Annotated in this window: 13 protein-coding genes and 3 pseudogenes; 6 read left to right on the top strand and 10 right to left on the bottom strand. The window is 41.5% G+C overall.

What is annotated here, in order from left to right; translation table 11 throughout:
• Position 1: 1 nt before the first annotated feature.
• The 7 genes and pseudogenes from ACLFKQ_RS16835 to hemW all read right to left on the bottom strand — a co-directional run bounded on the left by ACLFKQ_RS16835 (position 2) and on the right by hemW (position 3,513).
• Positions 2-220 carry a hypothetical protein gene (locus ACLFKQ_RS16835; protein ID WP_449000919.1) on the bottom strand — a complete coding sequence of 73 codons (219 nt, stop codon included), beginning with the start codon at positions 218-220 and terminating at the stop codon, positions 2-4.
• 8 nt (positions 221-228) lie between these two features.
• Positions 229-891: pseudogene (locus tag ACLFKQ_RS16830) on the bottom strand (ISAs1 family transposase); the annotation flags it as partial.
• Between the two features lie 29 nt (positions 892-920).
• Positions 921-1,130 carry a transposase gene (locus tag ACLFKQ_RS16825; RefSeq protein WP_449000918.1) on the bottom strand — a complete coding sequence of 70 codons (210 nt, stop codon included), beginning with the start codon at positions 1,128-1,130 and terminating at the stop codon, positions 921-923.
• A 2-nt stretch (positions 1,131-1,132) separates the two neighbouring features.
• Positions 1,133-1,294 (bottom strand): hypothetical protein, encoded by a 162-nt coding sequence (locus ACLFKQ_RS16820; protein ID WP_449000917.1) that lies wholly within the window; start codon positions 1,292-1,294, stop codon positions 1,133-1,135.
• Positions 1,295-1,324: 30 nt separating this feature from the next.
• Positions 1,325-1,378: pseudogene (locus ACLFKQ_RS16815) on the bottom strand (hypothetical protein); the annotation flags it as partial.
• A 90-nt stretch (positions 1,379-1,468) separates the two neighbouring features.
• Entirely contained in the window at positions 1,469-1,861 is a 393-nt protein-coding gene (locus tag ACLFKQ_RS16810) for a hypothetical protein (protein WP_449000916.1), read from the bottom strand.
• 374 nt (positions 1,862-2,235) lie between these two features.
• Positions 2,236-3,513, bottom strand: coding sequence for a radical SAM family heme chaperone HemW (gene hemW / locus ACLFKQ_RS16805; RefSeq protein WP_449000915.1), 1,278 nt, complete (start codon positions 3,511-3,513; stop codon positions 2,236-2,238).
• Positions 3,514-3,678: 165 nt separating this feature from the next.
• Here hemW and ACLFKQ_RS16800 point away from each other — a divergent pair, with 165 nt between their 5' ends.
• From ACLFKQ_RS16800 to ACLFKQ_RS16790, 3 genes and pseudogenes are all read left to right on the top strand, one after another.
• The gene (locus tag ACLFKQ_RS16800) at positions 3,679-4,773 is read left to right on the top strand and encodes a PIN domain-containing protein (protein WP_449000914.1); all 1,095 of its coding nucleotides are present in this window, start codon (positions 3,679-3,681) and stop codon (positions 4,771-4,773) included.
• A 242-nt stretch (positions 4,774-5,015) separates the two neighbouring features.
• Complete coding sequence (locus ACLFKQ_RS16795) at positions 5,016-5,804, top strand: DUF1194 domain-containing protein (RefSeq protein ID WP_449000913.1); 789 nt, start codon at positions 5,016-5,018, stop codon at positions 5,802-5,804.
• Between the two features lie 147 nt (positions 5,805-5,951).
• Positions 5,952-6,047: pseudogene (locus ACLFKQ_RS16790) on the top strand (PFE-CTERM domain-containing protein); the annotation flags it as partial.
• Between the two features lie 198 nt (positions 6,048-6,245).
• On the opposite strand, the gene ACLFKQ_RS16785 reads toward ACLFKQ_RS16790, so the two are convergent.
• Together ACLFKQ_RS16785 and clpS are read right to left on the bottom strand one after the other, a co-directional pair.
• Positions 6,246-7,070: a CPBP family intramembrane glutamic endopeptidase gene (locus ACLFKQ_RS16785; protein ID WP_449000912.1), complete on the bottom strand. Its 825-nt coding sequence runs from the start codon at positions 7,068-7,070 to the stop codon at positions 6,246-6,248.
• Positions 7,071-7,245: 175 nt separating this feature from the next.
• A complete protein-coding gene (clpS, locus tag ACLFKQ_RS16780; protein WP_449000911.1) occupies positions 7,246-7,539 on the bottom strand; it encodes an ATP-dependent Clp protease adapter ClpS in 294 nt (97 codons plus the stop codon).
• A 246-nt stretch (positions 7,540-7,785) separates the two neighbouring features.
• Between clpS and ACLFKQ_RS16775 the strand changes: the two genes are divergently transcribed.
• Positions 7,786-8,688 (top strand): alpha/beta fold hydrolase, encoded by a 903-nt coding sequence (locus ACLFKQ_RS16775; RefSeq protein ID WP_449000910.1) that lies wholly within the window; start codon positions 7,786-7,788, stop codon positions 8,686-8,688.
• A 62-nt stretch (positions 8,689-8,750) separates the two neighbouring features.
• Positions 8,751-9,542, top strand: coding sequence for an LmeA family phospholipid-binding protein (locus ACLFKQ_RS16770; RefSeq protein WP_449001055.1), 792 nt, complete (start codon positions 8,751-8,753; stop codon positions 9,540-9,542).
• 619 nt (positions 9,543-10,161) lie between these two features.
• Here ACLFKQ_RS16770 and ACLFKQ_RS16765 read toward each other — a convergent pair.
• On the bottom strand, positions 10,162-11,751 hold the full coding sequence (locus tag ACLFKQ_RS16765) for a glycoside hydrolase family 57 protein (protein WP_449000909.1): 1,590 nt from the start codon (positions 11,749-11,751) through the stop codon (positions 10,162-10,164).
• A gap of 256 nt (positions 11,752-12,007) precedes the next feature.
• Here ACLFKQ_RS16765 and ACLFKQ_RS16760 point away from each other — a divergent pair, with 256 nt between their 5' ends.
• Complete coding sequence (locus ACLFKQ_RS16760; protein ID WP_449001054.1) at positions 12,008-13,165, top strand: histidine kinase; 1,158 nt, start codon at positions 12,008-12,010, stop codon at positions 13,163-13,165.
• The last annotated feature ends 119 nt before the right edge of the window (positions 13,166-13,284 follow it).

The raw sequence follows: 13,284 nt of genomic DNA, 5'->3' as shown, positions 1-13,284 counted from the left end.
CTCACTCGATCCGAATAAAATTCATTCCTTGGCGAGTAACCGATTCCCCACTGCGATCTGTAGCGTTGTCTATCCAAGCAACCGCTACTCGCGTATTCCAAAAACTACCGCGCATCCAAATTTCTCGCAGATTAAACTGATGTTGGGGTATGTATTTATATAATCGCTCGAAGGCTTTCTTAATGTCATCAATAGACTGATAGATACAGGGTAAGAGCATCTCAAACCCTATTGACAAAAGGATTGTAGAACAGTCATCATATAATCATTATTCATAGATGCTCGCTTGCTTTTTTGTCGCAGCGATCGCGCTAGAGTATTCTCTAGATTCAAGGCATTAACTGCCATGGGTCTCAGGAGAGCGAAATTGCGAGGTGCGTTTCCTGAGCGAATGCGACAGTCATCCTCACTAAAAGTTACCTCGAGAGACCAATGGACTTGGTTTTCAATTCCCCAATGGGTCCGAATTGCATTGCCAAGATTCTGAGGGTCTGCGGGTAGAGAAGAAAGATCAAACTGGAGTTCATGAGTAACTTGATTCCAGAGATGGCGGGTTCTTTCCACCATGACAATAGTTTGAAGACCTGACCACTGTTCTTGTTGGTAGAGACCCCCAAACTCGGAGAGAGGAACAGCCCAAACCAGTAGTTTTTCGGTACGATGATGTCCTTTTTCCACGCGACGGTCATGAGAGACTTTAATGCCTTCAAAGTTGGAGGCGCGGGCTCGAACGAACCAATTTTTGACCTCTTGGTGAAGAGTGGGATGATTGCTTTTGAGTGCCAAGATATAGTCAGCTTTTTTAGCACCAATTAAGGGCACAATTTCAGTTTGAGTTCCCATGGCATCAATAGTCACAATTGCCCCGGTAACATCAATTAACTCCAATATTGTATAAGATTACTTTTGTCAAGTACATTTTATACCAAATAAGATGAGCTTACCCTGCGAATCTTAGCCCTCCCGCCCCAAATTCTTCGTTTGCCACGAAAATTGCCGCTATCTTTATTCAAAAGAGCAACACCAACTAAATAAGAAATTGAGTTATGGGAAATTTTACCTAATTCTGGTAAAGATGAAATAAGAGTTACAGCTACGACTTCCCCAATTCCAGGTACGCTAGTTAACAAATCTAGTTTCTGCTTTCAGTCTTCGTTGATGGCGATCGCCGATTTAAGTTGTGATTCAATTTCTTTAATTTAAGTTGTTGCTCTAGCCATTCAATATGTTCATCGATACTGGCTTTGACCGAATTAGTCTTACCTCGGCGACGATTTTTTTCGGCAGTAATCATATCGCTTATCTGGCGACGGCGTGGTACTAAATCTTCTAATTGACGAGAGGCTCGATCGCTTATCTTTCTGACTTCGGGTCGAATAGCATCGGCAAAATGAGCTAATACCTTAGCATCAATAGCATCCGTTTTGGCTAATTGTCCTGTCGCTTGGGGGAAATCTCTACGGACAGCTCACGGTGCTGAGGCAACCTCAGCACCCGTGTCCTTAGCTTGTCGGGGATTAATTACGGCTACGGCTAATCCTGCTGGAGTCAGTTTGATTGCTGCATCGATTTCCATTCCTCCCGTTGCTTCAAGTACAATCAACTCTGGCTGGATATTGCTCAGAGTTGGAACGAGTTTGCTAATGCCTACTTCATCATTTGTTACTTGAAATAGTTTTCCTTCAGGACCTACATAGATATCAAGATATTTTTGACAGACATCGTCTTGGTGCGCGTTCCCTAGCAGGCTCTGCCAGGAGCGAATCGCTTCTTTAAATACAGATGAAGCGATTCGGCGCAGGTGCGCCCTGAAACCGCAGCGGGGTCGCACCGCTATTCCTACCCACTGTGTTTCACTCATGAGTTTGCTTCACTTTTAGTGAGATTTTACAATCGTTTTGACTCTCGCTCATCTGACTCTTCCTTGCAAAGATACGGGTTTCAATACCCTGGCGATTGTTTGAGTTGGCTTGAGGAGAGAGAAATTGTAGTGACCCAGCTTTAACACGGTTTTAATTAACCAAGGGTAAGACGGTCTACTACTTTCTCTAAACTATCAGGATTCAAGATCCTCAATTCAAGATACAAGGGTCAGGGTTAAAAAAATAATAAAACAACCTTTTACCGTTTCCCTTTCCCCCTTAACCTTTTTCTTAAATAGCTAATGTGCGATTCGTGCAAGAGGTCTATACAGCTATAACTTTAGTTTAAGAAATTGTTTATTATACTAAAGCTTCAAACTAAAGCTTCAAAGAGATCGCTCAATATAGTGTTAGAAAAGAGAAATCCTTCGGGATCGCTTAAGCGCAATCTGGTTTCGAGATTGGGATTTAAACTCGTTAAATTATTACTGTTAAGGGTAATTTGATTGCCACAGCTATCCCTTAATTCTACCCAACCGGGATCGCCATAAGGCTGGAGACAAGTTCCAATTTTTTTTAAAGTAGGCCGATCGAATTGAGTTAGATCGATTCCTTCAGCTAGTCGTAAACCCAGCATTAGAGTTTCTAAGAGCCAGTCGGTAGCTGAGATGACAGACACATCGGCGATCGCCCCTTGGTTGACCCAAGTATAGTATTCTCTTCTAGTGCGCGGACGGGTAAATCTTTTGCCGCCAACAAAACTAGCCGCACCCATGCCAAAGCCGTAAAAAGGGCGATTTTGCCAATAGACTCGATTATGACGACATTGGTACCCAGTTAGAGCATAGTTAGATATTTCATAATGTCCATATCCCGCCGCAGTTAGTGTCTGTTGAGTGAGGCGATACATTGCGGCGGCGGTTTCATCACTAGGAAGGGGTTGTTTTCCTGGCTGGTACTGTTTTCCAAAAGCCGTAACTGGTTCGAGAACGAGGTCGTAGCAAGATAAGTGATTGGGATTAATCGCAATCGCCGTTTCTAGAGCTAATTGGCACTGTGCTAGGCTTTGATGCGGCAAACCAGAAATCAAATCTAGACTAAAATTTTTTACTCCTGCTTGTCTAATTAGCTCGATCGCCGCAAAAATATCCCTTACCGAGTGGGAACGCCCGCAAAGTTGCAAGAGGCGATCTTCAAAGGTTTGTACTCCCAGACTAATTCGGTTTACTCCTGCCTGCAGATATCCTAAAAGTTGTTGGCGATCGAAAGTACCGGGATCGATTTCCATCGAAATTTCTGCATCTGAAGCGATTTCAAACTGTTTATCGAGACAATTAATAATTGCTGCTAACTGTTTTACCGATAGAATTGAGGGGGTACCACCACCAAAAAAAATTGTGTTTAAAGGTTGTTTTTCACTAGCAGTTAGCTGAATTTCTGTGGTTAAAGCCTCAAGATAATCTGCGATCGAAGTTGAGGCATGGTTTGAAGGACGATCTCCAACTACTGAAATGGGAAAGTCGCAATAGTAGCAGCGTCGGCGACAAAAAGGAATGTGAATGTAAGCGTTTGTAGGAACTGTTTCTATTAATATTTTTAGCTGGCGTTCGATAGAGGAATTGTCATTTACTAAAGATAAATTTCGCTTCATTAAATATTTGTTGCAACCCTTAAAATAACATGGTTTCACTTAAATTAGTTTAAATCTACTTCTGCCTAGAGTTAATATTAAGAATCGAAGCTTACTCGCTCGATCTATTGCTGAAATTTATTACAGTAAAGAAGAACATATTATCTATTCATCTCAACTAAAACAATGGTTGATGCCATCATAATTATCATTTGCATTGTGGCAGCAGTAAACATTGGCTTAGATAGTTTGCAACTGTTGCCAGAAGATATTTTACAAGGAGTATCCAACGTCGAAGCTTTGCGCTTTGTCATTGCTGGCTTTGCCGCCCTGATTGGTTTGGGAGTGGGGGTAGCAGTTCAAACTACCTATCGCCGTTTGGAACAGCAGGTTCGCAATACTAGAATCGAAATTCTGATTACTCGGGCGATCGGCTTAGTTGTAGGCTTATTAGTAGCTAATTTGATGTTAGCACCTTTATTTTTGCTGCCCATTCCCAAAGAACTGAGCTTTATTAAACCCACTTTTGCTATTCTCGGTAGCGTAATGTTTTCCTATCTGGGTATTAGTTTAGCCGATACTCACGGACGTACTTTTTTGAGATTGATCAACCCCAACAGCATTGAAACAATGTTGGTAGCGGAAGGAACCCTAGAAGCGATTTCCACTAAAATTGTCGATACTAGCTGTATTATCGACGGTAGAATCGAAGAACTACTTAAAACTGGCTTTCTCGAAGGACAAATTCTGATTCCTCGCTTCGTTCTCCAAGAACTGCAAAATCTCGCCGATGCCAGTAGTTCCCAAAAACGAATTCGCGGACGTAGAGGTTTAGATATTCTCAATCAGATGCAGGAACAGTTTCCCGATCGCATTACTATCGGCAATGTCGACTTTGAAGAGATCGATACGGTAGATGCCAAGTTGGTTCATCTGGCGCAAGATATTGGTGCTACCCTACTGACCAACGACTACAACTTGAGTAAGGTTGCCAATTTACAAAAAGTTTCGATCCTCAACGTTAACGATCTCGCCCGTTCCCTAAGACCAATTTATTTACCAGGTGACAGTCTCGAACTAAAAATTCTTAAAGAAGGCAAAGAACCAGAACAGGGAATTGGCTATCTCGAAGACGGTACGATGGTAGTAGTGGAAGAAGGCAACGAATATGTGGGCGGTGAAATAGAAGTTACGGTAACTTCTTCTTTACAGACATCGGCAGGAAGAATGATCTTTGCCAAACCCAATTCCGAAGCCGAGAACTATTCCAAAGTTGGTTAGTGTACAGTATCGTTTATATTAGGCGATCGCCTGTAAAAAAATCTTGGGGCGATCGCCGTACGAAAATAACATTTAAGTCGGACAACAGTAGTTTAAACTAGCTAAAAATACTTAATAATTCTCTACTAAGTCTTATCTTCAAAATAATAAAGAGTAGAACTAGATTTAAGTATTCAAACTGACGGCAAAAAATAATCACAGTGCCACTATAGAGAGCGAAAACTAGTAAAAAAAATTATATAGTGTTTAATAAAGGCAAAGTTACGGCTCTTTTAAGTCCTCTTGTAGTTGGCTCTTTACTCTCGTCGCCCGTACTGGCTTTTGGTGTTGACTTTTCTGGAGATAACGATACTGTAGATAAAGTAATTTTATTACAGAGTGACGTTTCTAGTAGTGTTGATGCGGCGGAATTTAATACCATTAGATCTGGCTATGCAAATGCTTTTATAAACAATACAGACCTTCATGATGCGATCGCCTCATATGATAACGGCATTGTCTTTGGCTTTCAGTATTGGTCAACAACTCCAGCCAATATGATTACCGATGGTTCTGACAATAAGTGGTTTTTATTGCAGACTCCACAGGACGCTATAGATTTTGGTAATCTCATTCTAAGTACGTCTAGACCTTTTGATGGGGGAACCAACATCGGTGCGGCGCTGAATCGGGGTGCAGCAGAGCTAGGTACTCTTTTTGGGTCTCCTAGTAGTTATAAAATAGGAAGTCAGACTAGTTCTGGCAGTAACACTCAAGGCACTATTGAAAATGTAGTGTACGAAACTATTATCGATATAGCAGGAGATGGTATTCAAGATCGTCGAACTCTTGATGGAACCGATAATGGTTGTGACGGTAAAACTCAAGATGAATTACCCAATTATGTTCCCTGTAACAGTTTATTAGTCAATGCTAAAGCGAATGCTTTGCTCCAAGCGGATCGCATCAATGGTTTGCCTATCTTTGAGGAAGCATCCCCAGACGACTTTCGCTTAACAGTAGTGGATGAATACTATCAAGATGGAGAGTAAACCAGCTCAGGAGATATCGGTCCAGTCATCGGTCAAGCTGACGACGCACTCAATCCTGCTTTTACCTAACCAGCTGAGAGCGTTAGTAGTTTTTCTGCTTCTCTTAATACCAAACTACTAAGAGAGGTAAGAGAAGTACCTTTCGAGTTTTCTCCCACATTAGGTTTGTTATTGTGTGGCGGTTTATTCGGTGGTAATCACTTACGCAAAAAATATTTAATCAACCGCCGAGTAGATCTTTAAATATTTCAGACTGAGAAAATTTTTTTGATTGCTAACCAATATTTAACGTGAGTTCGACAGAGGCTTAAAGCCTGATTCTTTCGTAAGCTGAAACTATTATGATTTCGTTAAGAGACTAATAATTTCTGTTTTTATCGAACTCACGTAATATTTATTATTTTTAAGCGGCTCGCAACTGCGAAAGCTTTTGCTAAGACTTCAAATTTCTGACTTAAAACGAACGCTACTAATAGCCCAATTTAAAATACCTAAAAATATTAACCCCATCACTCCAGCGATAGGATTATTGTCAATTCCGGTAATCCAGGCTGGAACTTTATTGTCGTATTCGATTAGCTGTCCGACATTGACGATATAGTAACCCCAAACCAAACCGGCGTGTAAACCGATAGGCATCCCCAAGCGATTTTTACAGCGTCGTTTGGCTTTGACTAAAGCTATTCCCAAGATGACTAATGCCGGAAAAGTTACCAGAGTACGAATAATTTCTGTTAAAGGCTTGATAAAATGCAGCAGGGCAAACAGTAAAGCACTAGTCCACATCACAGTTTTAAGTTGGTAATCTCGCCGCAACTCATCTAATAACCAACCACGAAACAACAATTCCTCGGCAAAAGCTATTCCCAAAGCACTGAGTAAACCTTCACTGACAACTTTGACCAAACTGATTTCAGCAGAAGGGACGATCTTAATCCAGCCTAGAAGTGCTTCTACAACAAACAAACTCAAGCAAAAACAGAAACCAACTGCCAAACCGTTTAAAAACTCTCGTAAATTCGCAGTAGTTGCAACCAAGCCATATCGGGCAAATATATTGGACTCTCGATACAGATATTTACCCCAAAACCGCCACAAAAACAGCAATTCGAGGAATAGTAATGCCATCGCCAAAATACCTGCCAGATTGGGATCTTCTTGCAAACTCAAATATATGGGAATTGCTAATGGCAACCATAAACAACACAAAACACCAGTGAAGATAGATAATCTTACTAGTGCGGGTTGGTTAGCTAGATTTTGCAAATGAGTTTTAATTTTTGGTATGGCGAATAAAAAACGGTCGTGATGGATATTTGTTAGTAGTTAGTCGCGAATTCCAAACTGAAGATCTTGTAGATTTTGATTACTCTTACAGCAACGCCTAATCCTTTGATGTTGACACTAGCATATGACGAGGGTGGGATCGCGCTGCCATAGTCTATTCGTCTGGTTCGATGGTGCTGGTCAAACCGTGATTACATAGAGTTTCACGATAAAATTCTGCGTGTTCTAAAGCACAGGTAATTACCAATCCTACCCCATTAGTATGTGCTTCCATCATAATGTTGACCGCTTGAGGTTGAGTCATTCCTGCAACTGTGTGCATTAGAGTCTGCACGACATACTCCATCGAATTAAAATCATCGTTATGTAGCAGAACCCGATAACGGGGTGCTGGTTTGCGAACTGTAGAAGTAGTTTTTTTCTCTATTACAGAAGTTCCAACGGACACGACTTTCTCCTTTAAAATCGAGCTAGGTTTGAATTATCGAGCGAATCTACTTTAAAGCTTTAACACCGAAATCGACCATACAATGGCGATCGTTTTTTTCTTAACTTTACTATTATAAAAAGTAATTTTGGTAATCGAAAGCGCGGCTGAGGACAATCCCTTCCAAGATCGTCAAGCAAATTCGAGCTAATATAAACAAGATAGCAATAAACTTAAAATTACTTAATATCATCATCTCTAGCAACAATGCAAGCAACTTCTCTGGCAACGGCTAGTTCGATACCAGGCAACTATTGGCAGTGGCGGGGACATTCAGTTTATTATGTCCGCGCTGGAGAGAAATCTCAGCAGAATCCACCCCTACTTTTAGTTCATGGTTTTGGTGCTTCTACCGACCACTGGCGCAAAAACTTGGCGGGTTTGCGATCGCAGTTTGAAGTTTGGGCGATCGATCTCCTCGGGTTCGGACGCTCTGCCAAACCAGATTTAGAATACAGTGGTAACCTCTGGCGAGAACAACTTCACGACTTTATCGATGAGGTTATCGGGAAATCGACAATATTAGCGGGGAATTCTTTGGGAGGATATGCCTGTCTGTCTGTTGCTGCCGAGTATCAGCAGTCGGTAGCTGGTTTAATTTTGCTCAACAGTGCCGGTCCCTTTACTGATACTACGGACAAAGCTCAAAAACCATTGTGGCAAAAAGCCATGGGACAAGCAACGCGATCCCTTTTATTACAGCCTTGGGCAAGCTATCTATTATTTCAATATCTACGCCGTCCTAGCATCATTCGTCGTACTTTAAAGCAAGTTTATCTCGATCCCAGTGCTATTACCGATAGCTTGGTAGAAGATATCTATCGTCCCTCCTGCGATATCGGTGCGGCAAGAGTATTTAATTCCGTATTTAAAACTCCTCAAGGAGAGAAAATCGATGTTTTGTTGGCTAAAATGCGCTGTCCTTTGTTAATGCTTTGGGGAGAGAGCGATCCCTGGATAAATGCTAGAGCTAGAGGAGTACAGTTTAAAAAATATTATCCTCAACTAACGGAGTATTATTTGAAAGCAGGTCATTGTCCACACGACGAAATACCTGAAGAAGTCAATCAGTCGATCGCAGACTGGATTTTATCCCTCGACGAGCAATAAAACAATTGCCGATTTTGTTAATATTTTGTTACAAAGAAAAAGTAACTCGATTTAATAACTTTATGTTTGGTGGCTTTGTCGGTTTCAATAATGATAAAGGCGGCGACTGGGGAGAAAATCTTCTAAATACCGTTGCTAGTAATACCATCCGTCACCTGTTTACTCGCAGTGAATCTGTGGAGGTTGCAGTTCGCTGTAATCCGTCCAGTAAGTTATTACAGGGTACGATTGACAGTTTTAAAATGAGCGGTCGTGGATTGGTAATCCGTCGCCAGTTTCGCACCGAAGAAATGTCTTTTGAAACCGATACCGTGTCGATCGATTTCGGTTCGGTGGTCAAAGGAAAACTCGCCCTCAAACAACCGACTCAGGCGATCGCTCAAGTTAAACTATCTCAGGCAGATATCAACAAATCTTTTGAAGCCGAGTTAGTCAGAAAGCGTCTGGAAAACCTAACCATCGAAAGCTTAACCGAGATCTCGGGAGGTGTACCCGTTTCTTTTTCGGATGTTGATTTACAACTGCTTCCCAACAATCGAATCAAGCTAATCGCTAAAGCTAGCTGGGGCGATCGCGTAGTTCCCGTCAGTCTTAGCTGTAGCTTGGGAATTGTCAAACGCCGACGCATTGTTTTTGATAACGCTCAATTCGAACCAAAAGACGTACCCGAAGAACTTAGAGGTGTCTCTAAGCAACTAACTATTGCCTTAGGTAAAATTCTCAACAGAATGGTAGATTTAGACCGCTTTAATCTCGATGGGGTCAAACTACGCTTGAATCGCCTAGAAACCGCCGGTAAGATGCTCTTATTTAGTGGTTATGCTCAAATCGAACGAGTTCCTCAAACTGGCTAAAACAATGTGGCATAGAATTGTCGAGAGTGATTAGTTTTTGTCATGCTTTGCCCTTCGTTTACAACCCAATCGCCGAATTTTTCTAAAAACTAATAAAAATTTTTAAATCGATGTTATCGGGTTCGATTTACCATAAAGCAAGTTTGAATGTGTCAATAGGATTGTCAACTAATGATCGAAGCATATGCTGCTCACGAACCTGGAGGCGAACTAAAGCCTGTTCTTTGTCAATTCTCGCGACTGTGAATGCCGATCTCGACTGGGATACCTATGTTGCAGCATTATGACCTAAAGGCAAACTTCATTTTGTTGGGGTTGCCCCCAAGCCGATATCGAGCCAACTTTTTCCTCTGATTCTCGGTCAAAAATCTCTAAATGCTAGTCCTTTGGAAAGCCCCTTTTCTGTCGCTAAAATGCTTGGTCACGACATCGAACCTATTACCGAAATTTATCCGTTCGATCCCGTTAACGAAGCGATGGATAAGCTGCGTAACGGTAAACCTAAATATCGTCTAGTTTTAAAATATTAACTGTTTTTTAAACGAAACCAAAATCCCTCTCTCCAAGTACAGTTCGAGAGAGGGAGGCTCAATATTGTCGCTCGTAAGCAACTGAAATGTTAAAGAGGTCGGTAAATTCGATAGTTAATCTTGGGAAAAATATTATCGATTTTTTCAACTTTTTCTAACCAACCAGAGTCGATTTTGCCTAAAGGAATATCTCGGTAAAGCTTATTAAAACGCAGTAAATGGGATCTCGTCCGTCGTACCGCATAAGGTACCATGGTTCCCGTACGCATAATAAATGCCCAGTCAGAAGACTGTGCTAGCAGCAATTCTCTAGCCGCCTGATTTAAAGCTCGCCATTCCAGTTCGTCGGCAGGTTCGTGCTTACTCAGTTCGATCATCCTTTCCGTAGCTTTATGCAAATGAGGATAGACCCAGGCATTGGTTTCATTCAGCCAATATTCGTGAAATCCTTTATAGCCCCAACTCGATTGTGAAGGGCGACATACTTGCTGTGTGGGCTCTCGACGCAAATAGTCGGATAGATGAGTCATCTCATAAGTATTTTGGTCGTACCAACTCTTGCGGAATAAATAGTCGATAAACCAAGGACCCTCATACCACCAATGACCGAATAATTCTGCATCATAGGGAGAAACCACGATTGGCGGACGCTGTAACATCCCTTGTAGATGTTGAATCTGTTTTTCCCGATTGTACATGAAGTTGCCTGCATGCTCGGCAGCTTTCTCTCTCGCCCAATAGGGATCGTAAAGTGCTTTTTCCGACAAACCACCATCGCGACTGGTGATTTTATGATATTTAATACCCGTATTTTTTCGTTGACCGTTGGGCATAATGTAGGGTTTGATGTACTCGTATTCTGCTTCCCAACCTAAGTCTTTATAAAATTCACGATACTCTATATCTCCTGGATAGCCAACTTTAGATGACCAAACTTGTTGAGATGATTCGTGGTCGCGTCCAAAAGCCGCTACTCCTGTTTCAGTATATATAGGTGCGTAAGAACCAAAACGAGGACGAGGACGGGCGTATAAAATTCCATGTCCGTCGGTTAAAAAGTAACGCAAGCCCGCATCGGCTAGCATTCTTTCTAGCCCTTCGTAATAGGCACATTCTGGTAGCCAAATTCCTTTTGGAGGACGACCGAAGTTTTGTTCGTAGTGTTCGCAGGCGACCCTGATTTGTGCCCAAACGGCTTGGGGATACATCTTCATTAGAGGAAGATAACCGTGTGTTGCGCCGCAGGTGATAATGTCTAAATTGTTGCTATCGAGAAACTGCTTAAATCCCGTTACTAAGTCGCGGTCGTATTTTTCCCAGGTTTGGCGAATACTGCGGAAAGAATTAGCATAAAATTCAGCTAAATAGCGTATGTGACCGTTATGCTGATTGTGCTCGATTTCTTTAGCGACTAACTCTTCCAGTAAAGCTAAATGAGCTTCATAACGCTCTTGCAAAAGAGGATCCCGTAGCATAGACACCAAGGGAGGTGTCATGCTTATAGTCATTTTAAAATCGATTCCATCCTGCTTTAAGCTTTCGAATACTTGCAACAAGGGAACGTAAGTTTCTGTAATAGCTTCAAACAGCCATTCTTCTTCTAAAACATAGTCGCTCTCTGGATGTCTTACAAACGGGAGATGAGCGTGAAGTACGAGGGCAAGGTAACCAAGAGCCATGATTATATTTCCACAACTTTTTTCTAAATCTCTCAATTAAGAGGCTAAGGCAATCTGGGTAAACTTTATGATATCTTAAGATTGAACTTTAAAAAAGTTTAATCGACCGGTGCTGCTATTATAAGCCTTATAGGTTGTTGGACTAGTACTTAACGATCTACTCTGTTAAACAATATTATTGTAGTTTGCATATTACAAGGTAAACCGATCTATCGATCTATTACTGTATCAGTCAGTTTGTCTAGCTAGCGATGCAATTCTTATCGTAACCTACCATCATGAACTAATAAGCTATAGTTACAAAAGAGTGTTTTTTCAATTACTGTTGTTCGTAGACGAGCGACCTTCGTCCCCAAATAACATTCGGCAAATTAAAGCCTATTTAGAAAGCTTGAGACCTAGTATTGATTTTAAATTAGATGTAATTGAAATTAATAGGCAGCCTCATCTGGTCGAACATTTTAAATTAGTAGCTACTCCAGCTTTAGTTAAAATTGCACCTGCGCCCCGGCAAACTCTGACCGGAAGCAATTTAGTCGAGCAGCTAAAAAAATGGTTGACGAAATGGCAATTAGCTAGCAATAGCACTTCAAAAAAAGAGCAATTGCCAGCAGAGTTAGCAGAATCCGATTCATTCAGTTGTTCTGCCGAATTAATTCAACTTTCTGACGAAATATTTCGTTTAAAACAGGAAAAAGAAGAACTAAACTCACAATTGCGCTTTAAAGATCAAGTCATTGCCATGTTGGCTCACGATTTACGCAGTCCCCTAACTGCAGCCTCAATTGCGTTAGAGACTATCGAACTAGCCGACCGACAACAGCAGCAAGATAAGATCGAACAACTAAAAGCGCAACTATTCAAGCAAGCGAAGCGACAGTTTCAGATTATGAATTCTATGATTGGCGATCTCCTTCAAAGCTCTTGCATCATTAATGGCAAGTTAAAGCTAGAACCCAGGCGCTTAGATATTAGATTGTTGTGTGAAGAAGCGAACAATCAACTACAAAAGCGATTTAGACAAAAGTCCCAAGTTTTCAAACAAGATATTCCTCAAGATTTACCCTTAGTATATGCCGATCGCGAACTAATTCGGCAGTTGCTGGTTAACTTGCTAGACAATGCTAATAAATATACTCCTGAGGGAGGAGAAATTTTTTTATCTGTTTTGCACCGCACTAGTCAAAAAATTCAGGTCAGTATTCGCGATACTGGTGCGGGAATTCCCGTCGAGAAACAGGACAGCATTTTTGAAGGCAGCTTTCGTTTAAAACGGGATGAAAAGCAAGAAGGATACGGTTTGGGTTTAGCTTGGTGTCGTAAAATCGTTCGCGCTCACTACGGTCAAATTTGGGTTGATAGTTCTCGCGAACGGGGTAGTTGTTTTCATTTTACGCTGCCAGTTTATAAGTGATTGGGGATTTGGCATTAGATATCTAAGAAGTCAAAACAAAGGCAAAAGGCAAAAGGTGAGATAATACCTATCCTTACCTTTTCCTCTTGTCCTTCGTTTCCGTATTGCTGCGATCGCGG

It is taken from the genome of Myxosarcina sp. GI1(2024), assembly GCF_053543375.1.
The sequence above is the reverse complement of the archived record's forward strand: the minus strand, read 5'-3'. Positions and strand labels throughout refer to the sequence as shown.